Origin of the sequence: Psychrobacter sp. DM8 (genome assembly GCF_051307025.1) — a bacterium.
Lineage (GTDB): Bacteria > Pseudomonadota > Gammaproteobacteria > Pseudomonadales > Moraxellaceae > Psychrobacter.
The window spans coordinates 2467196-2491662 of the sequence record NZ_CP195538.1 but is presented as its reverse complement, the minus strand read 5'-3'; the positions used below and the strand labels follow the sequence as shown (position 1 = coordinate 2491662).

22 protein-coding genes are annotated in these 24467 nt (G+C 46.5%); 14 read left to right on the top strand and 8 right to left on the bottom strand.

Annotation, left to right across the window (positions count from 1 at the left end; translation table 11 throughout):
• Positions 1–72: 72 nt before the first annotated feature.
• A complete protein-coding gene (gene parC / locus ACR64J_RS10690) occupies positions 73–2358 on the bottom strand; it encodes a DNA topoisomerase IV subunit A (RefSeq protein ID WP_435949673.1) in 2286 nt (761 codons plus the stop codon).
• Between the two features lie 564 nt (positions 2359–2922).
• Here parC and ACR64J_RS10685 point away from each other — a divergent pair.
• The 5 genes from ACR64J_RS10685 (at position 2923) to ACR64J_RS10665 (ending at position 8928) form a co-directional block, all read left to right on the top strand.
• Positions 2923–4656: an AMP-binding protein gene (locus ACR64J_RS10685; protein ID WP_317199236.1), complete on the top strand. Its 1734-nt coding sequence runs from the start codon at positions 2923–2925 to the stop codon at positions 4654–4656.
• A gap of 317 nt (positions 4657–4973) precedes the next feature.
• On the top strand, positions 4974–6671 hold the full coding sequence (locus ACR64J_RS10680; protein WP_435951068.1) for an AMP-binding protein: 1698 nt from the start codon (positions 4974–4976) through the stop codon (positions 6669–6671).
• A gap of 136 nt (positions 6672–6807) precedes the next feature.
• Complete coding sequence (gene rph, locus ACR64J_RS10675) at positions 6808–7524, top strand: ribonuclease PH (RefSeq protein WP_317199235.1); 717 nt, start codon at positions 6808–6810, stop codon at positions 7522–7524.
• A 99-nt stretch (positions 7525–7623) separates the two neighbouring features.
• Positions 7624–8115 carry a hypothetical protein gene (locus ACR64J_RS10670; protein ID WP_435949671.1) on the top strand — a complete coding sequence of 164 codons (492 nt, stop codon included), beginning with the start codon at positions 7624–7626 and terminating at the stop codon, positions 8113–8115.
• A 195-nt stretch (positions 8116–8310) separates the two neighbouring features.
• Positions 8311–8928 carry a hypothetical protein gene (locus ACR64J_RS10665; protein WP_435949670.1) on the top strand — a complete coding sequence of 206 codons (618 nt, stop codon included), beginning with the start codon at positions 8311–8313 and terminating at the stop codon, positions 8926–8928.
• A gap of 93 nt (positions 8929–9021) precedes the next feature.
• Here the strand turns inward: ACR64J_RS10665 and hemJ are convergent, their stop codons facing one another.
• The 6 genes from hemJ to serB all read right to left on the bottom strand — a co-directional run bounded on the left by hemJ (position 9022) and on the right by serB (position 14492).
• Positions 9022–9456 (bottom strand): protoporphyrinogen oxidase HemJ, encoded by a 435-nt coding sequence (gene hemJ / locus ACR64J_RS10660; RefSeq protein WP_435949668.1) that lies wholly within the window; start codon positions 9454–9456, stop codon positions 9022–9024.
• Positions 9457–9564: 108 nt separating this feature from the next.
• Complete coding sequence (gene bioB / locus ACR64J_RS10655) at positions 9565–10644, bottom strand: biotin synthase BioB (protein ID WP_435951067.1); 1080 nt, start codon at positions 10642–10644, stop codon at positions 9565–9567.
• Between the two features lie 195 nt (positions 10645–10839).
• Positions 10840–11346: an SCP2 sterol-binding domain-containing protein gene (locus tag ACR64J_RS10650; protein WP_317199230.1), complete on the bottom strand. Its 507-nt coding sequence runs from the start codon at positions 11344–11346 to the stop codon at positions 10840–10842.
• 161 nt (positions 11347–11507) lie between these two features.
• Positions 11508–11897, bottom strand: a complete 390-nt coding sequence (gene aciT, locus ACR64J_RS10645) for an AciT family ciprofloxacin tolerance protein (protein WP_317199229.1) — start codon at positions 11895–11897, stop codon at positions 11508–11510.
• A gap of 146 nt (positions 11898–12043) precedes the next feature.
• Complete coding sequence (locus tag ACR64J_RS10640; RefSeq protein WP_435949666.1) at positions 12044–13075, bottom strand: DUF368 domain-containing protein; 1032 nt, start codon at positions 13073–13075, stop codon at positions 12044–12046.
• A 172-nt stretch (positions 13076–13247) separates the two neighbouring features.
• Positions 13248–14492, bottom strand: coding sequence for a phosphoserine phosphatase SerB (gene serB, locus ACR64J_RS10635; RefSeq protein WP_435949665.1), 1245 nt, complete (start codon positions 14490–14492; stop codon positions 13248–13250).
• A gap of 298 nt (positions 14493–14790) precedes the next feature.
• On the opposite strand from serB, the gene ACR64J_RS10630 reads away from it, so the two are divergent.
• The 6 genes from ACR64J_RS10630 to ACR64J_RS10605 all read left to right on the top strand — a co-directional run bounded on the left by ACR64J_RS10630 (position 14791) and on the right by ACR64J_RS10605 (position 19565).
• A complete protein-coding gene (locus ACR64J_RS10630; protein ID WP_435949664.1) occupies positions 14791–16236 on the top strand; it encodes a hypothetical protein in 1446 nt (481 codons plus the stop codon).
• A 164-nt stretch (positions 16237–16400) separates the two neighbouring features.
• On the top strand, positions 16401–16631 hold the full coding sequence (locus ACR64J_RS10625) for a PA3496 family putative envelope integrity protein (protein ID WP_317199225.1): 231 nt from the start codon (positions 16401–16403) through the stop codon (positions 16629–16631).
• 172 nt (positions 16632–16803) lie between these two features.
• Positions 16804–17358, top strand: a complete 555-nt coding sequence (locus ACR64J_RS10620; protein WP_317199279.1) for a UPF0149 family protein — start codon at positions 16804–16806, stop codon at positions 17356–17358.
• Between the two features lie 40 nt (positions 17359–17398).
• Positions 17399–17836: a YbjQ family protein gene (locus ACR64J_RS10615; protein ID WP_317199224.1), complete on the top strand. Its 438-nt coding sequence runs from the start codon at positions 17399–17401 to the stop codon at positions 17834–17836.
• A gap of 58 nt (positions 17837–17894) precedes the next feature.
• Positions 17895–18380 (top strand): YbjQ family protein, encoded by a 486-nt coding sequence (locus tag ACR64J_RS10610; protein ID WP_317199223.1) that lies wholly within the window; start codon positions 17895–17897, stop codon positions 18378–18380.
• 291 nt (positions 18381–18671) lie between these two features.
• The gene (locus tag ACR64J_RS10605; RefSeq protein ID WP_317199222.1) at positions 18672–19565 is read left to right on the top strand and encodes a bile acid:sodium symporter family protein; all 894 of its coding nucleotides are present in this window, start codon (positions 18672–18674) and stop codon (positions 19563–19565) included.
• 120 nt (positions 19566–19685) lie between these two features.
• Here ACR64J_RS10605 and ACR64J_RS10600 read toward each other — a convergent pair whose 3' ends face one another.
• Complete coding sequence (locus tag ACR64J_RS10600; protein WP_317199221.1) at positions 19686–20699, bottom strand: formate/nitrite transporter family protein; 1014 nt, start codon at positions 20697–20699, stop codon at positions 19686–19688.
• A 216-nt stretch (positions 20700–20915) separates the two neighbouring features.
• Between ACR64J_RS10600 and ACR64J_RS10595 the strand changes: the two genes are divergently transcribed.
• From ACR64J_RS10595 to ACR64J_RS10585, 3 genes are read left to right on the top strand one after another with little or no spacing between them, the layout of a single operon-like run.
• Entirely contained in the window at positions 20916–23864 is a 2949-nt protein-coding gene (locus ACR64J_RS10595; protein WP_435949663.1) for a valine--tRNA ligase, read from the top strand.
• Between the two features lie 31 nt (positions 23865–23895).
• On the top strand, positions 23896–24207 hold the full coding sequence (locus tag ACR64J_RS10590) for a BrnT family toxin (protein ID WP_435949662.1): 312 nt from the start codon (positions 23896–23898) through the stop codon (positions 24205–24207).
• On the top strand, positions 24194–24463 hold the full coding sequence (locus ACR64J_RS10585; protein ID WP_435949661.1) for a hypothetical protein: 270 nt from the start codon (positions 24194–24196) through the stop codon (positions 24461–24463). Before ACR64J_RS10590 ends, ACR64J_RS10585 begins: the two co-directional genes overlap by 14 nt.
• The last annotated feature ends 4 nt before the right edge of the window (positions 24464–24467 follow it).

The following is a 24467-nucleotide window of genomic DNA, read 5'->3' as shown; positions in this document are numbered from 1 at the left end:
GCCTAAGATAAGTAGTTAACAAGCGTAGGCTGGGCTTTTAGCCCAGCTTTTTTAAACGCGGAAGATGTAAAATCACCCAACCTCAACCCCAGTCACATTCTGAAAGCCCCTTGGCAACTGCCCACCGCGATTACCACGACTGCCTTTATAATTCGCTAAGTCCATCGGCTTGAGGGTCACATGACGCTTGCCAGCAGTAATCACTAAGCTGTCCTGCAAGCTGAGCGGCGTAATCGCTAACACCTCTTCATCGCCTTTGAGGGTAATCATTTTATTGCCCTTTCCGCGAGCTTGCTCGGGCAGATCATCGAGCGCAAATATCAATAAATATCCGGCGTTAGTAACGACAGCAACGTGATCAGGGATAGTGCTTACCGCTTCGCTATCATCGCCATTAGTCCCTGCACTGGCATCGATACGTGCGACAGGTAACAGGCGACTATCTGCAGCAAGATTGATTAGGTTTTTGCCTGATTTTTGATTGGTATCGAGATTGCCGAGTCTATTGATAAAGCCGTAACCTTTTGAGCTGGCAAGGATAATACGTTGCTCATCGCTACCCGTGAGTAGCTGCTCAAAGCTCGCGCCTGCTGGTGGTTTGAGTACACTGGTGAGCGGATCACCTTGACCACGCGCTGAAGCTAGGTTGTGCGCTTCAATACTATAGCTACGTCCTGTGCTATCGAGAACATAAATTTTCTCATTGGATTTGCCGCGCACATCGGCTTGATAGCCATCGCCTGAGCGGTAAGTCATACCTTTTGCATCCACCTCATGACCTTTAGCGGCACGTATCCAGCCTGCTTTGGACAAGATAGCGGTGATCGGCTCACTAGGTATAAGGTCGGACTCTTTGAGTGCTTGTGCTTCGTCACGTTCCATCAGCGGCGACATACGCTCGTTGCCGTGCTCCTTCATATCGGCAGTCAGCTCATCGATAATAAGTGCCGTTAGGCTCTCTGGATTATCGAGATATTCTTGTAGTTTGGCACGCTCAGCAGCGAGCTCGTCTTGCTCACGACGCAGCTCAATTTCCTCAAGTTTCGCGAGTTGGCGCAAGCGAATGTCCAAGATAGCATTGGCCTGAATCTCAGTGAGATCATAGTTCTGCATCAAGGTCGCTTTGGGATCGTCCTCTTCGCGGATGATACGAATCACTTCATCGATATGCAGGTACGCTATCAATAATCCTGCCAAAATATGCAAACGCTTATCGATCTTATCGAGACGAAATTGTACGCGGCGCGTGACCACAGAGCGGCGACAGACTAGCCATTCTTCTAGTATTTCCTTGAGATTTTTGACTTGCGGCTTACCGTTCAAGCCAATCATATTCATATTGACGCGGTAATTGCTCTCAAGATCGGTGCTGGCAAACAGATGACTCATGACGCGCTGGACGTCAACGCGTGTAGATTTAAGTTCTAAAACAATACGGCAAGCGTTTTCGTGATCGGACTCATCATGGATATCGACGATCCATGGCAGTTTTTTATCGGTCATCAGGCGGGCAATTTGCTCTTGAATCTTGTTGCCTGAGACTTGATAGGGCAGCGCGTTAATGATGACAAGGTTTTTCTCTTTTGGGTCAACATGGTAGGTCGCGCGCATCTTATAGCTACCGCGTCCCGTCTCATAGATCGCTTGCAAGTCTTTTTTGCTAGTAATGATCTCAGCAGGGGTGGGTAGATCAGGCGCAGGTATCGACTGGGTAAGCTGTTTGACCGATAGATCGGGGTTTTTAAGCAGGCGAATAGCCGCGCGTACCACTTCATTGAGATTGTGCGGCGGGATATCGGTCGCCATACCGACGGCGATACCTGTGGTGCCATTTAATAAAATATTGGGCAGGCGCGCGGGCAGAGTGATGGGCTCTTGCATGGTGCCATCGAAATTATCCTGCCAATCGACGGTGCCTTGACCCAGCTCGCTAAGCAAAGTATTGGCGTAGGCGGACATTTTGGCTTCGGTATAACGCATGGCAGCAAAGGATTTGGGATCATCAGGGCTACCCCAGTTGCCTTGTCCGGTGATCAGCGGATAGCGGTAGCTAAACGGCTGCGCCATTAGCACCATCGCCTCATAGCACGCGCTATCACCGTGCGGATGATATTTACCTAAGACGTCACCGACGGTACGCGCGGACTTTTTGGCTTTGGCGGAGGATTTAAGCCCCAGCTCGCTCATGGCATAGACAATACGGCGCTGCACGGGTTTGAGACCGTCAGCGATGTTGGGCAGCGCGCGATCCATAATGACATACATGGCGTAGTTGAGGTAGGCTTGTTCAGTGAATTCGGCGACAGAGCGGCTGTCCATCGGCTCGCTAGATAAGATAGGATCAATAACATCAGACATAGAGTAGGGTTCGCTTTTATTTTAATGAACAAAAAAGATACCCTATCCTAAAGCAAATCAAAGCAATTAAAAAGCGATATAACACAGTATACGACAAGGCATGACGCTTGTTTTTTATAAAAGAATTTGGCTGATTGATGGTGATATAAAGGGCTACTTTGAGCAGTAAATAAGTCATATTATTTAAGCTAGTAATCGACGATACATGCAGATTGCAGATGATTATTTATTGTAAAGCTACTAGGTTTATAACAAACAAATGTATAGCCAAAAAACTTGTGAATGAGTAGGTTTTAGTAATGCAAACATTTGATTTTACTGATAAAATCAATAGAAAGACGCTTTTGCATACTGGCATAACAGTTTTTTGTGTTGAGTAGTTAATACAAAGTGTGTATGTTAAAGAACAATAGGGTAAAGAAGCACTATTTATTACCATTTTCCTTACTTATCGTTACAGGTTGCAGTCATTTATTCGCTTGCCTTAACAGGCTATTAGCGTCTTTTTGATGCACTTGTATCAAACAGGGCAGTCATATTACATTTACTAGGAGCAACAAGATTATGGACAATCAAGAAAACGTCAATCGCAACAACGATAAAGTTTGGCTAAAAACCTATGAAAAGCTTGGCATGACTTATGATATCGATATGCCAGCTGATAACACTTCACTTATTGATATCTTTGAGCAAAGTTTTGCTAAATATGGCAGTAAGACCGCTTATGTCTGTATGGGCGCTAGCATTACTTTTAAAGAAGTTGATGAGCAAAGCAAGCAAGTCGCTGTGTATTTGCAGTCGCTTGGCCTGACTAAAGGCGATAAAGTCGCAGTCATGATGCCAAACATTTTGCAACTGCCAGTATCTGTCATTGGTGTCTTGCGTGCAGGTTTGACCCTTGTCAACGTAAACCCTTTATACACGACCAAAGAGCTTGAGCATCAACTTACAGATTCTGATGCCAAAGCACTAATCATGGTCGAAAACTTCGCTAAAACTTATCAAGATATCGGCCGTGATGTGGTTGATAATGTCGTCATCACTGGTATGGGCGACATGATGGGTACGCTCAAAGGCTTTATGGTCAATACTGTCGTACGCCATGTCAAAAAGATGGTACCTGATTATAGCATCGCAAAAAGCATCAGCTTTAAGAACATGCTGAAAAAAAGCCCTGCGCGTAAATACAAGCGTCCTAATGACATTATGCTCAATGATGTTGCTGTCCTACAGTACACAGGTGGTACAACAGGCGTGGCTAAAGGCGCGATGCTCACGCACAAAAACCTCATTGCCAACTTAGTACAGAGCAACACCTTCTTAGGTAGTGCTTTTGATGAGTTCGATGCCAAAGGCGAGCAGGCTGTTATTCTGACCGCCCTGCCGCTATACCATATTTTCTCGTTTACCGTTTGCGGTATGTTTGGGATCTATCGTGGCTGCGTCTGCTTACTAGTGCCAAACCCTCGCGACCTTGATAGCTTAATGAAAGCGTATAAAGGCAATCCACCCGCCTTCTTCCCAGCGGTCAACACCTTGTTCAATGCACTGGCTAACAACGAAGAGTTTAAAGCCATGGATCATAGCAAGTTGCAGATGTCGATGGGCGGCGGTATGGCAGTTGTGAGCGCTACAGCTGAGAAATGGCGCGAAATCACGGGCAACATTATCCTACAAGGTTATGGCTTGTCTGAGACGTCACCCGTGGCTACTGCCAATCCGCTAAGCAGCACAGAGTTTAGTGGCACTATCGGCGTTCCTATGCCAGGTACTGAGATTGCCATCATCGATGAAGAAGGCAACGAAGTCGAGATCGGCGCGCGCGGTGAGATTGGTGTTCGTGGTCCACAGGTGATGAAAGGTTATTGGCAGCGCGAAGATGCGACCAATGAGGTGATGACGCCAGATGGTTATTTTTTAACCGGTGATATCGGTATTATGGACGAAGACGGCTATGTCACTATTGTTGATCGCAAAAAGAACATGATCTTGGTTTCAGGCTTTAACGTCTATCCAAACGAAGTCGAAGAAGTCATGTCTGGTCATCCAAAAATCTTGGAGTGCGGCGTTATCGGTATTGAAGATGAAAAGAGCGGCGAGATACCAAAGATTTTTGTTGTCCGTAACGATGCAAGCTTGACCAAGCAAGAAGTATTGGATTATGCGGTAGAGAATCTCACAGGCTATAAGCGTCCGCGCCATGTTGAGTTTATCGATGAGTTGCCAAAATCAAACGTCGGCAAAATCTTGCATAAAGACTTACGCGTACTCGAAGAGCAAAACACTGCTAAAGGGTAATCGCTACCCTTATCGGAACGGCTATATCTAGCGTATTTGCAAAATAACGCTAAAAAAAGACAGGGTCTCAATGAGAGGCGCTGTCTTTTTTATGCCTTACTATCAAGGACACGCATAGAGAAATTTTGCATAAACTGCTATAGTTCTGGTCATTACTTGCCCGCTATTATTTGGGGCGTATTGCACCGCTGCAGTATTATTAATTAGGAATTATTATGACAAACCATACCGATAATCAAAACGCTGACCAGAAGGTCACAGATGACAAAACAACAAAAAACACCCAAGCAAAGCCTAAAACCACTGAATTTCCTAATATGCCAACGATACCTAGCGATCGACCTTGGCTGAGCGCTTATGAGCGCTACGGCATTGATGCCACTATCGATATGCCCGAAGATGACACGTCTATGATCGAGGTGTTCGAGCGTAACTTTCGCCGCTACGGACAAAAAACTGCCTATATCTGTATGGGCGCATCGATCACCTTTAAGCAGTTAGATAGGTACAGTCGCCAGATTGCAAGTTACCTGCAATCATTAGGGTTAGTTAAAGGTGATAAAGTCGGCGTCATGATGCCTAATATCTTGCAATACCCTATCGTCGCGCTCGGCATCATCCGTGCTGGTATGGTGCTCGTCAATATCAACCCGCTTTACACCAGTCGTGAGCTGTCGCATCAGTTGCATGACAGCGGCGCTAAAGCCATTTTTATTGTTGAGAACTTTGCAAAAACCTATCAAGAAGCAGAGGACAAAGGTAAGGTCGAACATGTCGTCGTTTGCAAAATCGGCGATATGCTCGGATCTATAAAGGGCAGGGTCGTAAACTTAGTCGCCCGTCATATCAAAAAAATGATCCCCGCCTATCATTTGCCTAACAGCGTAAGTTTTAAAGACGCGTTGAACGCAGTTTCGGCAAGTCAATACAAGCGTCCCAATCTCAATCTCAGTGATGTGGCACTATTGCAGTATACGGGTGGTACCACAGGCGTGGCTAAAGGCGCGATGCTCTCGCATGGTAATTTGGTCGCCAATATGCTACAAATTAGCGTACTGATTAATAGCGCTTTTGAAGATGATGTGAGCAGCGATGATGTGATTTTGACCGCATTGCCGCTGTATCATGTGTTCTCGTTTATGGTCTGCGGCATGTACGGCATGTATCAAGGCTATACTGGTTTGCTGATTCCTAATCCGCGCGATCTTGATGGTCTGATAAAAGAGATGGGTAAATACAAGCCCACCTTTATCCCAGCGGTCAATACTTTGTTTAATGGACTGGTCAATAACGAGCGTTTTGCCGAGTTAGATTTCTCTAACCTAAAAGCGTCTATCGGCGGCGGTATGTCAGTGCTGCCAAGCGTCGCAAAAGAGTGGCATGAGATTACAGGACTGCCTATCGTTGAGGGCTATGGTCTATCAGAAACCTCTCCAGTTGTCGCCTTTAACCCGATGACCATCGCTGAATTCACGGGTAAAATCGGCATTCCAGCGTCGAGCACCGATATCGTCCTTATCGATGATGAGGAAAACGAGGTTGACATAGGTGCACGCGGTGAGATCTGCGTTAAAGGTCCGCAGGTGATGATCGGCTATCAAAACCGTCCTGATGAAACGGCCCAGACGTTCACTGCTAGTGGTTATCTTAAGACAGGTGATATCGGTATCATGGATGAAAAAGGCTTTATCAAGATTGTCGATCGCAAAAAAGACATGATTATTGTTTCAGGCTTCAACGTCTATCCCAACGAGATAGAAGAGGTCATGACTGAGCATCCAGCGGTCAATGAGTGCGGCGCTATTGGCGTGCCAAGCGATGAGCGCGGCGAGGATCCTAAGCTATTTGTCGTCAAGAAGGACGAGGTCACAGAAGAAGAACTACTCGATTATGGCAAAAAGCATCTAACTGGCTACAAGCGTCCACGTCATATTCAGTTCGTTGATGAGCTGCCCAAGTCAAATGTCGGCAAAATATTGCGCAAAGAGCTGCGCAAAATGGAAGGTTTGGAGTAATCATCCATACTTAATTCAAGCGGTAGTGCAGCGATAAGGGTCAATCTTGCTATTACGCCACTGCCGCGTTAGGATATCTCACTTATTCAATCACTTATAACACTGCACTTGTTATGACGTCACACTAGGAATATTTATGCGCAATGATAACCGCGAGCTGAACCAACTTCGAGACATTAGCTTTGAGCGTCACTATACCAAACATGCTGAAGGCTCCGTGCTCGTAAGCTTCGGTGACACCAAAGTTTTGTGTACGGCGAGCGTCGAGTCAGGCGTACCGCGCTGGCTCAAAGGCAAAGGTAAGGGCTGGATCACCGCGGAATACGGTATGCTACCGCGCGCAACCAATACCCGCAATCAGCGTGAAGCGGCTCGCGGTAAGCAATCAGGACGCACTCAAGAGATTCAGCGCTTAATCGGTCGTAGCTTACGGGCGATGATAGATCTAAGCAAATTGGGCGAAAATACCATTTATCTCGATTGTGATGTGTTGCAAGCAGACGGCGGGACTCGTACCGCAAGTGTCACGGGTGCTGCGGTTGCCTTAATCGACGCGCTTGAGAGCCTGCAGCGAGCCAAAAAGCTTAAAGCTGATCCTCTAATTGGTCTGGTGGCAGCAGTCTCTGTTGGCATGAAAGACGGTCAAGCCTATCTTGATCTTAACTACGAAGAGGATTCTAATTGTGATACTGATCTCAACGTGGTGATGACGCAAAAGGGTGAGTTCATTGAATTACAAGGTACGGCCGAGGACAAGCCATTTACTCGCGCGCAAGCAGACGACATGTTAATACTGGCTGAAAAAGGTATTAGCGAGCTGGTAGCTATGCAAAAGACAGCGCTTGGCTGGTAAATAATTTTGGCGAGTAAGTAGCATTTGGCTGGTAAATAGTACGGGCAGCCAGATTAAGGTTTGGCTGCTACTTTTATGATAAGACGATAGGTTCTTTATATGCTCAAGCTGACCGATGACGGCGCAAAAATCACTCTGCAAGGCGCGCCTGCTACTGCCGATAATGGGCTGTTTTGGTTCGGCTCAGCGCTACTTATCGGTGCAATCGCAGTCGCTTTGGCGATGAGCCTATTGCCAGAGCGCCTGTCTATTGGGGCATTGGCTTTGCTGGTGGTTGGTAGCTTTATCTTTAATCGCCAGCGTCAGCGGCGCAAGGCGGCACAAAGCGGCATTATCAGTACAGGTACGCTATGGGTGCAGGCAGGCAAGCTTATACATGATAATCAAGGGCGGCGCGCGACCATTGAGCTTGGCATTAGCGATAAGGTGACGCTCTTTGGTGAGCAGCTACAAATATTGGACGGCGAGGGCACGCGCAAATATCACATTAGCGGTTTTGATACTGTGCAAGAGGCCAAAGCCGCCCAAGCGATACTGCAAGGTCAAGCAATCACTAAGCGCAACGCTAATATCAAAATGAGTGAGCAATAGGCTTTGCGCTCTTTAACGCCGAATACTTTTTTATTCTCTTCAATCTATTGTCTTAAAACAAATCACAAGGCTCTACTCCTACCTTTTATCTGCTTTTTTACGCCTTTTATCGTCTTAAGCTTAGTAATAAGGCTTGCGATAGGCGCTATAAATGGTTTATAAGTGAAGTTAAATTATATCGACAGGGAGTGAGTCATGCCGCGTTTATCCATTTGCTTATGTAGCGCTTTATTATTGCCATTTATCACCTTACCTGCTCATGCTGATAGTATGAGTCAGCTTATTGCGCAAAAGTCGCTCTCGGTCAATACCAGTTATCAGTATCCTAGTATACAGCGCCAAGCTCCTGCGGTATTGCCCGCATTTTTGTCAGGACAGTATGACAACGTTGATAGCGAGTATTTGCCACTGCTTAGCCTTGCAGAGAGGCAAAGCAGCCCTGCTGCGCGGGAAGTGATTAGCACGGCGCGTACGATGGCGCTCAATGAGCGTACTATCGTCCAAGGCGGCTGCTGGGATTATTTAGATGCGGTGTTCAAGCGTGCTGGCGTCACGCGCGATACCGTGCATAAAGGCAAATATGGACAAGGCCCATACGCCGCGAGTCACGAGATAAAAGCAGGGGACTGGCTCTATTATATCAATCACGGCTACAACGGCGTCGAGCACAGCGGACTGTTTGTTGGCTGGACTGATAAGGCGGCAAAAGAGGCACTCATACTTAGTTACGCCGGCGAGAATCGCCGCGAGCCTGCCCGCTACCGAGTCTATGATTTGAGTAATGTCTACCAGATCATGCGCCCAACGATTTAGAAGTTAGATGTTTTTAAGCACAAAAAAGCGTCCGTATTTATTTTTTATTTAAATGAGTACGAACGCTTTTTGGTTGTCAGATTTAATATAAATTCAAAAGGGCTTTACGACGACTAAAATGACGATAATAACTAAGCCTATGACGGGCACTTCGTTAAACCAGCGCCAAAATTTATGAGTCTTATACTGCGGATTATCAACCAGTTTTTTGCGATAATAGCCGCACGCACCGTGGTAAATTGACAACAAAACCACTAAGACTATTTTGACGTGCAACCAACCTTGGGTTTTGTACACCTCCCAACCATGCACCACCATCCAAATGCCAAATATCCACGTCGCTATCATCGATGGCGTCATGATGCCGCGATATAGTTTGCGCTCCATAATCACAAAGCGGTCCTGACTGATCTTGTCCTCACTCATCGCATGATAAACGAACAAGCGCGGTAAATAAAAAATCGCTGCAAACCAGCACACCACTGAAATGATATGCGCCGCTTTGATCCAGTTAAAGTAATCTGCCATAGTGTCTGCTCGTCGCCTTTTTAGCAAAAAAGTTGTGAATTAGCGCAATAGCTTAACCTAAAGCGCCAACGGATACTGTTGTGAATTGATTGATGTCAACTTAGCAGCTTAGACAAGCGATTCGGCAAGTACGTGCGATTGATGCCCACTCATAACGTCGAGCACAGGGACATGCTTAAGTGCTCTTGGCGTGGCAAGCTGTGCGGTCAAACCCAGCTCTTGCATTAGTCTATTGTCGCTTGCTTGACTGGCATTACCAGTCGTAAGGAGCTTGTCACCATAAAAGAAGGAGTTGGCACCTGCCATAAAGGCGAGCGCCTGCTCACCATCAGATAAGCTCTCGCGTCCTGCAGACAGGCGCACATAACTGGTCGGGCAGCATATACGAGTTACCGCAATCGTGCGTATCCATTCGATCACAGACAGCTCACCCTCAGCGATTACTTTATCTCCAATAGGTGTGCCCTTAATCGGTACGAGTAAGTTGACGGGTATAGACTCAGGGGCTTTTGGCATTTTGATCAGCTCATACAGCCAGTCCACTCGATCCTCACGGCTCTCGCCCATACCGACGATATTGCCACTACAGACATTGATGCCAGAGTTGCGCACATGAGCGATGGTATCTAAGCGCTCATCATAGCTGCGCGTACTGACCACTTGCTCATAGTAGCGTCTGGAGGTATCCAAATTATGATTGTAGTAATCAAGTCCCGCTGCGGCTAATTGCTCGGCTTGATCGGCGTCGAGCATACCAAGCGTCATGCAAGTCTCAAGCCCCAAGGCTTTGACCTCTTTGACCAGCTCAGCCACATATGGCATGTCTTTTGCGCTCGGATGCTTCCAGGCCGCGCCCATACAGAACCGCGATGAGCCTGTGGCTTTGGCGCGTTTGGCCGCGGCAATTACCTTTTGGATATCCAAGCGCTTTTCTGCTTGCAGCTCAGTCTTGTCACGGTGATGACCGGACTGTGAGCAATAGCCACAGTCTTCAGGGCAATTGCCTGTTTTGATAGAGAGCAAGGTGCTGATTTGGACTTCATTGGCTGTAAAATGCTGACGGTGAACAGTCTGTGCTTGCAATAACAAATCTGTAAGCGGTAGATCAAATAGCTCAGCGATATGCTCGCGGCTGGGTTTAACGTGTGCTGCGTTGCTTAAGCTATTGGTTGCTGCATTGTCCTTCATAATATTGTTTTTTAAAGTGCTAGGTTCTAAAGTGCTAGGTTCTGAAATACTAAGCAATCCTGCCATGAGTGAAGTCCTTTTATTTTAATAAACGATAAGCCTGTTTTTTTGCCATAAAAAAAGGTTGCGATACCCGTAGTATACCGCAACCTTTTAAGAACACCAGAGCGCTAATCAATCACGCCAACTTTGCCCTTATTTACCGATCTTGTGCTTAGCAACGCCGACCCAATGTCCAGCGAACTGCTGAGCTTTATAAGCATATGGTTTAGCTTTTTGGATGTAGGGCTTAAGCTCTTCTGGAATAGTCGGTACGATGTGTTTGGCAAGCTTATTAAACCACATCATCAAGCTATAATCGCCTTCGATACTCAAATTGCCTTCTTGAACAGCGGTCATAAAGGCAGGCAAGCTACCTTTGGTCAACAGCTTGACGCCTGTCATTGAATCTTTAAAGTTGATCGTCAAGTCCGCTTTTTCGGCATGGCCACTACGCTGACTAAACTGTCCATTATCAAAAGTAAAGTAACGAGCAACGTCTGCCTCTTCACTTGCAATCTCGATAGTCACTTGACGATCAGCCAATAGAGCCGCGACTTCTTCGTTGTCGCTATCAGCAAGCATGGACAAGCGGTAGCCAACAACAGCCAATAGCACATCTAATGGGTCAGATTTGATATCTAAAACAGGTATAGTAAACATAGATAAGCTCCTAATATATGTCAAAAGGTGGATGAGCGATAAAATGAAGCGTAGTTTACTATACTTATGTCACCCAAGTATCAACGATTAGTGTCTATTACGTCATTAGGTAAAATTAGATTGAAACAAAGATTGGGTCTGAGAAGTATAACTCGCTTGCACTACTGAAAGCGCGGGGTGTAATCATCATCGTATACAGGACTATGCTCAACATAACGGGCGGCTTCAAGCTCACGCTGCTCTTGTAAGGCTGTGCTGACATCCTCGTAGCGAATAGCTCTGTATAGCACCCACAGCCCCAGCGGCACCCAACTAATACCCATCGCCAGCACGTAGCTGTGCCACTCAGTGAGTACAAACCAGCTCGACACCAAACCACTTATTGCCTCAACCGTTAGCCAATATCCCATACCGCCGAGCAAGTACCAAAGTAGCCAGCGCTGTGAGGACAATGCCAATACCACAACCAATCCTGCCAGCAGACTTAAACCGAGTATCGTAGTGCTATTTATACTCAGTGCGTCAAAAGAAAATATAGTCAACAACATCATTCATCTCGCTTATAAAGGTGAATTTCAATAACACCATTATGAAAGCAAAACGGATAAAGAAGAAGAGTCATAAGGCGACTTTGCGACAACCGTTGACGTCTGATTTGAGCGCGCTAAATCACAACTATAGCAAAGCCAATCTTTGCTTAAGCTCGCCCGTTTTGACGTCCCCACCACGACAATAAAGATACCAATACCGCGCCTAATAGCATCAAGCTTATCGTCATAAACCACTGCGCGCCAGCAGGGTATTGCCACGGCATAACGTTATGTACCGCATCGTTATGCAAAGCGCTCGTTATCGATATTTTCCACGGCCAGACTTTGACTAAAGAGCCTGCGATAAACCCTGTTAAAAGCGCTAAAGTCGCCTGATAGTAACGCGACAATAGCCACTTAAGCACGCGCGTAAACAGTAATAGACCCGTTGCCATACCAGCGACTACTGTCAATATAACTGTTATATTCATGGTGCTGACGGCCTCTAACACCGCATCGTAAGCACCAAGCAAGAGCAGAATAAACGAGCCTGAAATACCAGGCAATATCATCGCACAAATTGCGATAGCACCTGCAAAAAATAGATAAGGCAGGCTAGGCGCTGAACTCAGCAGGGGCAAACTACTAACGCCAACGGCGACTACCAGACCGATAATAAATAAGCTTGCTCGGCCTATATTCCAGCGCTTGATTTCGGTCAGTAAAATAACGACCGTCGCTGCTACTAAACCAAAGAAAAACGACCAGATCAATAAGGGCTGATTGTCCAGCAAATGCTTAATCATACCTGCCAAAGCAATAAAGCTAGTCACAATACCTAAGAGCAGACACACCAGAAAAGTTGCATCAACCTGACGCCAAACGTCACCGACACCTTTGATACCGCCGCGCTGACGGAACACGCCCCACAAACTTGGACCAATACGGCTAATGGCATTGATAAGACGCTCGTAGATGCCTGATATCAGCGCTATCGTACCGCCAGAGACGCCCGGTACAATGTCGGCTGCGCCCATAGCAATGCCTTTGACATATACACCAACTAACTGTTTTGGGCTGTCATCATAGGTAGGATGAGTATCTAAAGCAGGGTTTAGGTTAGCGTTTAAGTGCGCGTCTGAGGTGGTATCAGTTGTGGCAGGCGGTGTGTCTGGCTGCGGTGAGGGTGATGCCGTCATGGACATTCCTTTAGGGTAGTAAGTGTTCAAAGTAGGGATGAGCATTGAAAAGAGTGAGAAGTATAAACGATATCAAGTATAAATAATAAGCCAGATGAACGGTTATATCGTCCATCTGACTTATCTTTAAAAACTTGTCGCTACGCTGAACTATCGTTAAATTCGATATGGATTATGCAGGAATAAAAGCAGGGTAGCCAAGCGCGTATAGAACGCCTTCAAGTCCTGTGACATTGATTGCCGCATCAGCGCGCGCTTGTACAATAGGTTTGGCGCGGTAAGCGACGCCCAAATCGGCATCTGCCATCATCGGTAGATCGTTTGCACCATCACCGACGCAGACCACTTGCGACATAGCAAGCCCCAAGCGCTCTGCGGTATGAGCGACGATAGCTGCCTTTTTATTACCATTCACGATAGGCATCTGAACATGGCCTGTAACCTCGCCATCTTCGATATCTAAGTGATTGGCGTGTACTTCATCAATGCCTAACTGCTCGGCGATATAATGCGCAAAATACGTAAAGCCGCCTGAGACCAATACCGTATGATAGCCCAAGGCTTTGAGGGCGCTGATCGTCGCGCGCGCCCCTGTCGATAAAGTAAGACGCGTACAGATATCATCCAAGACATCTGTTGACAGCCCTTGCAACAACGCCACACGCTGCACGAACGACTCATCAAAGTCTATCTCGCCGCGCATAGCCGCTTCAGTAATAGTTTCGACTTGATCGCCAACGCCTGCCGCTTTTGCCAGCTCAACGATAACTTCTTGCTCAATCAAGGTTGAGTCCATATCAAAGCAGGCTAGCTTGTGCGTGCGCAGCATATGACCGACCGAGAGAATATGACAGTCAACCAGCTCTGCGCTACTGGTTTGAGTACTGCTCTCTTGCGTGCTATCGTTCTGAGCTAAACTATTTTGAGTTAAACTATTTTGAGTTAAACTATTTTGAGCCAAACTATTTTGAGCTAAGTCATGACGCAGGCGAGTGGTCAATTGATCATCGATAATGTGCGCGGCGGCACTGGTCTTGGCAGGATGCATCAAAGTATCTGTGACGGGCACCAATAAATAGCGATACACTTGCACGGAGACAAAAGGCGGGCGAGCAGTCGCTTGCGTGGTATCGATATCATCGATAGCGACCTCTACAAAATGCGCTTGGGTATCCTCAGCGACAGTCACTAAGTGCCAATTGGGCTGCTCATCTACCCATGATTGCACATAGTGATGAATATCGAGCGTGGGTATGTGAGAGGGCAAAACGACAATAAGCGCAAAAACAGGGAGCGATTGCAAAGTGTCAAAATCTTGCAAATGCGTATCTTTGGGTAAAAGTGAGGCGATAGAGTCGACGGCCTGCTGCCATGCTTTGCTGTCTTTTGGTAACGAGTAAGGTGTGTTTTTTAGCATGGCTCAATTGTCCCTTGTATGCTGATATGAGACTAGGAATAATAACAGTTTTACAGCGTAGCGCCTATAGATACGCTAAAAAGTAAAAATGATGTAAAAATTGTTTTACAGTGGATTTATCGCACGCCATAACGACGACGATAGTGATATAGTAGCCATAGTTTATGACAGCGGCTCTTTAAAGAGTGATACTCTTTAAGCCATAGCTCTTTAGAGCTTAATAACCAGCAAACGCCTCTTTGAAAACGAGTACTTACGTCGTTTTTTAATTTTAATTATTCAAAAAGTTTATCCTATCATGATGTATTTAGCGCCGCGGCAAGGGTTGTTTGCCATTATTATTCTGGTTAGTTTTTGTCTGCAAACTTTGCTACTAGTCATTAGTACTGATCAGCAGTTGTCCAAAAGCCGTGCGCAAAAGGGCGAGCAAATGGTCGCCCAGCTCATTGACGAGGCTAGGCTGGCTTTAGAGAACAAAGACCGCGTCAGCTTAAGTGTGATTGCCAATCGCTACACCAGCGAGCAAGACGTCGCTCGCATCGTGATCAAGGACAGCAACGATGAGCTACTCGTACCTGTCGGCAACGCGCCTATGCAACAAGGCGATACCATTCGCAAAATGGCGACCAAAGGCGATGCGGTCATTGGTAGTGTGGCCTTAACTCTAAAAGATATTAGTAAGGGCGAGATCATCGCTATGCAGTGGCCGTTTGTGATCGGCTCATTACTGCTGCATCTGTTTTTGTGGTTGCTCTATGGTTACGTTGCTCGCCCAACTAAAGAACAAATCAATACCCTAAGTCATGAGATTCAAGACCTGCATCGTGAGCGCTACAGACAAGAGGGTCAACATCTTTATAATCGGCGCTCTATGTCCAATGATGTTGATGATACCGAAGCTATAGAGCAAAAATCAGCAGATAGCAGTGATATTAAAAACAAAAGCGATGCTAAAACAGGGATTAGTGCCGCCAGTATCCATGATGAGCTCAATGCCTACCTTAAGTCGCAACAAAACCCTGATGCAAATCGCGAACAAGCTGTAGATGTGCCAAATACTGCTGGCAGTGACTCTAATGTCGATCAGGGTTCTAACACCTCAACTCACGCAGCATCTGAGCCTAATAAAACATCGAAGCTGTCCTCTGCTCGCACTTTTGATCATGTCAGCGTACAGATTATGCTCCATGACGAATTCAATATGCTTGAGCGCTTGGCGCCTGAGATGCGCGCGCCTTATTTAGCGCTTTGTACTCAGCTGCTTAATCAAGCTATGAGCGAGCTGCTCAGATTACCGCTACTGCTCGGCGTGAGCGCTATCAATGAGCCGCATTTTGATGATAAGGGCGCAGCTATCGCTATGCTAAAGGCAGATAATAGCCATGCTAAAGTGGCGCTAGCGGGCGTGATGCTCGCCAAGCTATACCTGATGCTCAACAAGATCATTCATGACAAGCATATTGAGCTGGCGCGTTTTGCTTTGCCGGCAAAAGCAGGCGTCAGTGACAAGGTGCAGCTACAGGCCATGACACAGCTGCTTGAGAGCATCGGCAGTAAAGAGCAGATGCTTATCTTGTTGCCAAACGCTGGTCTCAAACAGATTGCAACCCATGTAAAAGTTAAGAGCGTGCAGCGTCCAACGACGGTCTATGAGCGTGAGTGCACCATCTTTGATGGTGGCAATGACGCCCTGATTCAGCGCCTCGCTGATGTGCGCAATGCCGTGTTGATGATAGATGAGTAATAGTTATGGTTAAAATAGTATTGACTACTTAAAGCGCGCAGGCGGCAAAAAGGATTGACAAGATTACCCTGAAACCTTATAAGGCATATAGATACTGATGTGTTTAGCAGTGACTGACATCAGTAACCCTTTTAACCTCCACCCCATAATGATAGGAGTTTGTCATGAGTGACGCTGATATTGACGACGATTTTGATGATGATTTTGTCGACGATGATGATGCAAAGATGGTAGAAGAGGCGGAGACCAGCGTCCGTACTCGTTTGAGCAGTTTAGAGAAACGTCGTTTAATCGACAACTTACTAGAAGAAAAGCGCCTAGCCAAAGAGCTAAAAGATGAGATGGACGATCTCGATGACTTTGATGACGATGATGACGATTGGGACGACGAGTAACTAACAGTATAGCAATGAGCCATAGGCTACACATAGTCATACAATTTGTCTAATTGGCTAAAAACTTAACTGTGTTAAGCTCAATGTTACTGCGCTAAGTGACTAAAGTTACTGAGAGGCTTAGCGCCGCAGCCATTTTTGCGCCATAAGCGCTACCGATAAAGGATGATCTATTATGGACCCATTAAGTTTTGATCAACTGCTAGATTATTTGGACACGCAAGAGAGCCAGTTTGTGCTCGATAGCATCGCCACTCATGGGTTTTTGACAGCGACAATCGTAGGCCCTGAGCTTCCCAATTGGATTGAGGCGCTATTTGAAGGTCATATTAGTGAAATTCCAGCCAATGTCGTCGATGGCATCAAACGCTGGCGCGCAGCCATCTTAGCTGAGCTCAAAAACGAGACGCCAATAGAGCTGCCCTTTAATGAAGACGCAGGTAGTGAGCAAGCAATCGATTTCTCTGAGGAGTCAGATATTGTCGCTTGGTCTATAGGATTCGTCGATGCGATGTATGGCGATGATGCGAGCGATTGGTTTGCGGACGAAGAGACCAGCGATGATGTCGCAGTGCTCACTCTACCTATGATCGTACTGAGCGGTATTGATGACGAAGATCCTGAACTGGCGCAGATGCGTGCCAACGAGGACAATATGGTACAGATGGTCAACGGTATTGAGAGCAATTTGACCGAGCTGTTTTTATTGTTTCATACCAATGATTAGATTTACTTACATTTGATACAGTCACTAAAAAGGCAATACCATGGCGGTACAACTCTCCAATCTTGAGCATTTACCGAACTACCAAATCACTGAGCGCTTGGATGTGGTGTATGGCAGTACGGTGCGCTCAAAACACGTCGGCAAAGATCTGTTTGCTGGCCTCAAAAATATCGTCGGCGGTGAGCTGACCGCCTATACCGAGTTATTAGAGGAGTCGCGCCAAGAAGCGATCGATCGCATGATCATAAAAGCTGAAGCGCTTGGCGCGGATGCGGTTGTAGGTCTGCGTTTTTCGACTTCTAGTATCGCTCAAGGCGCCTCCGAGCTGTTTGTTTATGGCACAGCGGTCAAGGCGATACCTATGCAGCAGCGAGTAGATGAGTCGGCTCATCAGCAACATAGTCAGATTGGGCAAACCCCAAATCCTACGCAAACCCCAACTGATGACTTGCCGCGTTTTAATCCTTTTGGCGAATGAATAGGCTTAACGCTTTGGCGCTAAGACGACGTTAAAGCGTTGAGATAAGAGATAGTCCATGAACAACTCTATGAGCCAAATCCTAATCAACTACGCGCCGCTACTTATCTTATTTGTAGTAGGGTGGTTTTTTGGCATGCGTCATGAACGTCAGCATTTGGCGCGCTTGAAGGTGTCAGAGAACGATCTGCGTCATATTGTAGTCTCAAGCGAGCGTTTTTACCGTCCTAGCTTGTCGACAGGGACACAAGGCGAGCTGGTACTTGGTAGCGTGGTTATTGCACAAGACTACTTTAAGATGGTTATCGCCAAAATCTTAAGCCTATTTGGCAAAAACCTGACCACTTATGAAACCTTGCTCGATCGCGCCCGCCGTGAAGCACTAGTGCGAATGCGTACTGAGGCTCAAAGCAAAGGCTACAATCACGTTTACGGGCTACGCTTAGAGGTCACTAATATCAATCAGCTTGGCAGTATGGTCGAGGCTATCGCATATGGTACAGCAGTCATTAGTACTGACACTACTACTCAACCTTATAGCTAGAGCACGTTGAACAGCTAGAGCATGCCAAATAGTTATACCCTAGCACTTTGCCTACTCTCTTAATACTTACCCTCTTATTTACTTCTCAAGCCACATCTCTCATTACAAAAGCCTATAACTGACTGAGTAGTAACGCAATCAACGCCACAACTCGCCTATGACAACGCTATACTGGCTTACGTTTGCCAGTCGCTATCGCCTTTATTCTTATTGATGAAAGTGCAAAAGATAGCGCCTCAGGCGGCTCTCATAAACTGACCGATAATTGGTCTTATCTACATGGATGTAGTTATGGAAAGTGTTCAATTAGTTACCTTAGTCAATTCTGTTGTTATTCCTATCTGTCTGTTTTTGATCATGATGGGTATGGGCATGACCCTTATCACCAACGACTTTAAACGAGTATTAAAGTATCCAAAGGCGGTCAGCATTGGTCTGACCAATCAGCTTATTTTACTGCCGATTATCGGTTTTGCCTTAGCCAATATCATGCCATTACGACCGGAATATGCAGTCGGTGTTATGCTGCTCGTGCTCTGTCCTGGTGGCACGACCTCCAACTTATTTACCTTTTTAGCCAAAGGCGATGTGGCGCTATCAGTCACGATGACCGCGATTGCTAGCGTCGTTACTGTATTTACCATTCCTATCGTATTAAGCTTTTCGCTCATTCACTTTATGGGCGCAGGTTCCGAGTTTCAGCTGCCGATTGTCAAGACTATGGTGTCGTTGTTTGTCATTACTATTTTGCCTATTAGCATCGGTATGTTGATTAAGCGTTTTGCGCCAAGGGTTGCCGATAGCTCACAAGTTCTGGTCTCGCGTTTTGGCGTGATATTTTTGACCTTTTTGGTGGTGTTTTTGAGTTACGTGCAGCGAGATATCATCGTTGATGCTCTTATTGATACAGGGCCTGTATCGTTGATTCTAAATGTGGTGACGATGGCGATTGGTTACTATAGTAGTAAGTGGTTTGGTTTGAGCTTGACGCAAAGAACCTCTATCACGATGGAGGTTGGTTTGCAAAACAGTACCTTATCGATCTTTATGGCACTTACCTTATTATCGAACTACGATATGTCGATGACACCTGCGATTTATACGCTCATTATGTTCTTGACCGCAGGTATTATGGTCAGAGTATTTAGCGCTAAGTTCAGAAGAGAGCAAGCAGTCGCAGTTTAAAATAAACGACTGTTTTGAGCACTTAAAAAGCCCTATATCGTAGCGAAATACGCTATGACATAGGGCTTTTTTGATTATATATGCAATAAAAATAAGCCTGTTTTTGAATGATGACTCGCTTTAGCGTCTACGGCCATTAATACGAGCAATCTTATCGACTTTAGCTTCTTTGTCCTGCTCTTTGGCTTTGGCAATATCAAACAAAAAGGTGCGGTTTTTGAGGACAGCGACGAACACCACACCGCCGACCGTATTGCCAGCCAGTACAATGGCTAAAAACACAAGATAGCGCCCAAGACTAACCGTATTGCCATAGAGTAGGGCGGAGAATATCTCAATATTACCGACGATACTGTGATGCAAACCCAAAAACCCAATGCTTCCAGTAATCAAAGTGACGAGTAAAATACGGCTAATGGTATCGCGCGCTGAGGTAACTAGCCAAGCGGCAATGCCCATCATCCAGCCAGCCAGTACGGCACTGCCAAAAATAACCCACCAGCGAAACCCCAAAATATGCTCGGCGTAAGCATCGATATCGCTTGCGCTAAATAGATGCATGTTGAGTCCTAAGCCAATCATCAGGGCGGCAAACAGACAACCGCCGACCACGTTGCCCGCGATAACAATGCCCCACAGCCGCAGCAATTTACTCACCGGTTCAATCTTATTGATAACCGGTAAACTTAGTAGTGATGTCTGCTCGGTAAACAGTAAAGATTGCCCGATAACCACGATGATAAAGCCTATCGGATACAGCAAGGAAGAGAGTACCATAGCAAAGTTATTAGGCATGACCTGAGTGAGCAAGGCAAAGGCGGAGAGAATGACAAAAAAGCTAATGCCAATCTCTAGCCCTGCGGTAAAGGCACTGGTAAATAAAGAACCCAAAGAGCGATCAAAGGTCTCCTTGGCATCGATAACCTGCTCAACTAAGATACTCGCGTAACTTTTGGCTTGACTTAGATTGTCATCGCTGGCGACTTTTTTTATCGTCTCTTTGTCGGCATCGCTGATCTGCTCAGGAAAATCCTCGTCCTTGATGGTGCCATCGAGGTCTGTCGCGCCATCTGCCAAATGCTCTGATGAGGTGAGTGGATCGTTGCTCTTAGTCTGTTTGCTCTCTTGGGTCACAATACGCTCGCTTGATAACTGACTCTATAATAGACTGCTAGTGTAGAGAGTTACGCTTATAGACTATGTTAAATATTAGGGGCATTGCTGTTGTTGATTGTTAAGTCATACTCAATCGGCGCTAAATCATCTTAGCACCTAACAAAATCCTGTCATCTGCGTTAAAATCACTCTACCACTTATTATGTCTACTTTTAATTAATAAAAGATAAAACTATGAGCAATCCCAATACTAACAACTCCAATCTCACCCAATCGATTCAAGCCGCCCTTAATCAATTAGAAAACGCCTACAATCCAAGCGATGTCGAAGCGGGCATGTATCAAGACTGGGAGGATAGCGGCTACTTTAAACCGACTTTTGATCGTGATGAGTCGTTCTCTATCGCTTTGCCGCCGCCCAATGTCACAGGTTCCCTGCATATGGGTCACGGCTTTAATAATGCGATTATGGACGCGCTCACTCGTTATCACCGTATGGATGGCGATAATACGCTGTGGCAACCGGGCACCGATCATGCGGGTATTGCTACCCAGATGGTCGTTGAGCGTCGTCTGGAAGCTCAAGGTATCAAACGCCGCGACATGACCCGCGAAGACTTCATCGATAAAGTCTGGGAATGGAAAGAAGAGTCGGGCGACAGCATTACGACGCAGATCCGCAGGCTTGGCAGCTCAGTGGATTGGTCGCGTGAGCGCTTTACTATGGATGACGGTTTGTCTAACGCGGTCAAAGAAGTCTTTGTGCGTCTATTTGATGAAGGGCTGATTTATCGCGGTAAGCGTCTGGTCAACTGGGATCCGAAATTTCAAACGGCGCTGTCAGATTTGGAAGTCGAAAACGTCGACGAAAAGGGCAGCTTGTGGCATTTTCGCTATCCTTTTACCGATAAAGACTTAACTACCCAAGACGGTAAGGATTATCTCGTCGTCGCTACTACGCGTCCTGAAACCTTACTTGGTGATACTGCGGTCGCGGTCAATCCAGAGGACGCGCGCTATACGCATTTAATCGGTAAAACCATTACCTTGCCTATCACAAACCGCGTGGTGCCTATCGTTGCCGATGATTATGTCGAAAAAGACTTCGGTACGGGCGTGGTCAAAATCACCCCAGCGCATGACTTTAACGATTATGAATTGGGTCGCCGTCATAGCTTACCGCTGATCAATATCTTAGATGAGCGCGCGAATGTCTTAGCTGAGATGGAGGTCTATACCGACTTGCAAGAGCGCGAGCCTGCGCTTGAGAGTACGCCTAACGAGTATGCGGGGCTTGAACGTTTTGCCGCCCGTAAGGTACTCGTTGAGCAAGCGAAAAGCGAAGGCTGGCTTGAGGACATCGAGGACTACGCTCTAAAAGCGCCGCGTGCTGAGCGTGGTGGCACTATCGTCGAGCCGTTTTTGACCGATCAGTGGTATGTCGCTATGAATAAGCTGTCGCAGCCAGCGATTGACGCGGTCGAAGACGGTAGCATCGAGTTCGTCCCTGCCCAATATAAAAACATGTATATGGCATGGATGAACAACTTGCAAGACTGGTGCATTAGCCGTCAGCTGTGGTGGGGGCATCGTATCCCTGCATGGTATGACGATGCGACTGGTGAGATTTATGTGGCGCGTGATGAAGCCGAAGTGCGTAGTAAATACAATTTAAGCCGCGATGTTAAACTGCGCCAAGATGATGATGTCCTCGATACTTGGTTTAGCTCAGGGCTATGGACTTTTAGTACGCTTGATTGGGCAGACCCGAATGCTGATCCGCGCGTGCTTGAGACCTTTCACCCGACTAGCGTCTTGGTGACTGGTTTTGACATTATCTTCTTTTGGGTCGCACGGATGATTATGCTGACCATGCACTTTGTCAAAAATGAAGATGGCACGCCGCAAGTCCCGTTCAAGACCGTCTACGTCCATGGCCTCGTGCGTGATGGCAACGGGCAAAAGATGTCCAAATCTAAGGGTAACGTCTTAGATCCGATCGATTTAATTGATGGTATCGACCTTGAAGCGCTAGTTGAAAAACGCACTAGCAATATGATGAATCCCAAAGACGCGGCTAAGATTGAGAAGCAAACGCGTAAAGAGTTCCCAGAAGGTATCCCAGCCTACGGCACCGATGCGTTGCGCTTTACTTTTACCTCCTTAGCCAGTACCGGGCGTGATATCAACTTCGATCTTAAACGTGTCGAGGGCTATCGCAACTTCTGTAATAAAATCTGGAACGCTAGCCGTTTTGTACTGATGAACTGCGTGGATAAAGACAGCAACGCGCTACCTATCGACCAAGCGCCCAATCCTGAGGTGTGGGAATTACCCGAAAAGTGGATTATGAGTCGTCTAAACTCCAGCATCAAAGACATTCATCAGCATTTTACCCAGTATCGTCTCGATATGGTCAGCCAAGATATCTATGAGTTTATCTGGAATGAATACTGTGACTGGTACGTTGAGCTTGCCAAAGCCAGTCTCAATGATGACTCGGTGACGGATGAGCGTAAAGCCCAAATCCGCTACGTGCTCTTGCATGTGCTTGAGACGGCCATGCGTTTTACCCATCCGATCATGCCGTATTTGACTGAGCAGATTTGGCAGACGGTTGCACCGCTACTTGATCGCAAGCATACCGACAGTATCGTTATCGCTGACTATCCACAAACCGATAGCGCCCAAATCAGTGAGCAAATCGAGTCGGATATGGCATGGCTACAAGAGCTGATCGCCAGCGTCCGTAACATCCGTGGTGAGATGAAACTCGGCAATGCGGTACGCCTGCCAGTGCTCCTACAAAATATCTCTAGTGAGGAAGATGCGCGTCTATCACGTATCAAAAACCAGTTTAAAGCGCTTGCCAAAGTAGAGAGCTTAGAGATACTAAAAGACGGTGATGACGTACCATTGTCATCATCAAGTATGGTTGGGCAGCTACGCGTGTTAGTACCGATGAAAGGTCTGATTGATCCAACCGCTGAGCTGGCACGTCTAAGCAAAGCGCATGAAAAAATACAGAAGCAAGCCGACGGTATCGCGCGTAAGCTTGGTAATGAAGGCTTTGTCAGTAAAGCACCTGCGGAAGTGGTCGATGCGGAAAAGGCGAAACTGGCTGAGTTAGAAGGGCAGATTAAGGCTGTGGATAAGCAGATGGAAGAGTTAAGGGCGTTGTAGTTTAATCAAATCCTAGCTATGGGCGTATTAAATGGGAAGATTGGAGCACGACTACCTTGTATTTGAATGGGATGACGATAAAAGTCAGACTAATTTGGCAAAACATGGCTTGCTACTTGAAGATGCTATCAATGCCTATTTAGATCCTTATGCTCTTACCCAGACTCATCAAGTGGTAGATGGTGAACAGCGTTGGCGCACCCTCGGGCGCGTACACAATGCTGTATTACTCTTTATCGGGCATTTGTTATATGATGATGAATTAGACCGCGAGGTTGTCAGACTAATTACAGTTAGAGAGGCTACCTCACAAGAAGAGAGGGTTTACTATGACAATCATTAGAAAGATTATTCATAAAGATGATATTCCATCATTATCTACTGAACAAAAAGAGCGTCTTGAAGCCTTAAAAGACCGTCCCATTGACTTATCTGATGCTCCTGAAGAATTGGACTGGAGTCATGCGGTGCGAGGCAAGTTCACCAAGAAACGTCTGCCCGTCGATGACGAAGTGTTTGAATGGCTACAAAAGGACGGCAAACCTGCTGAGGTACGTCTTAATGAGCTGCTGCATAAGTTGATGGAAGATGAAGGGTAGGGTT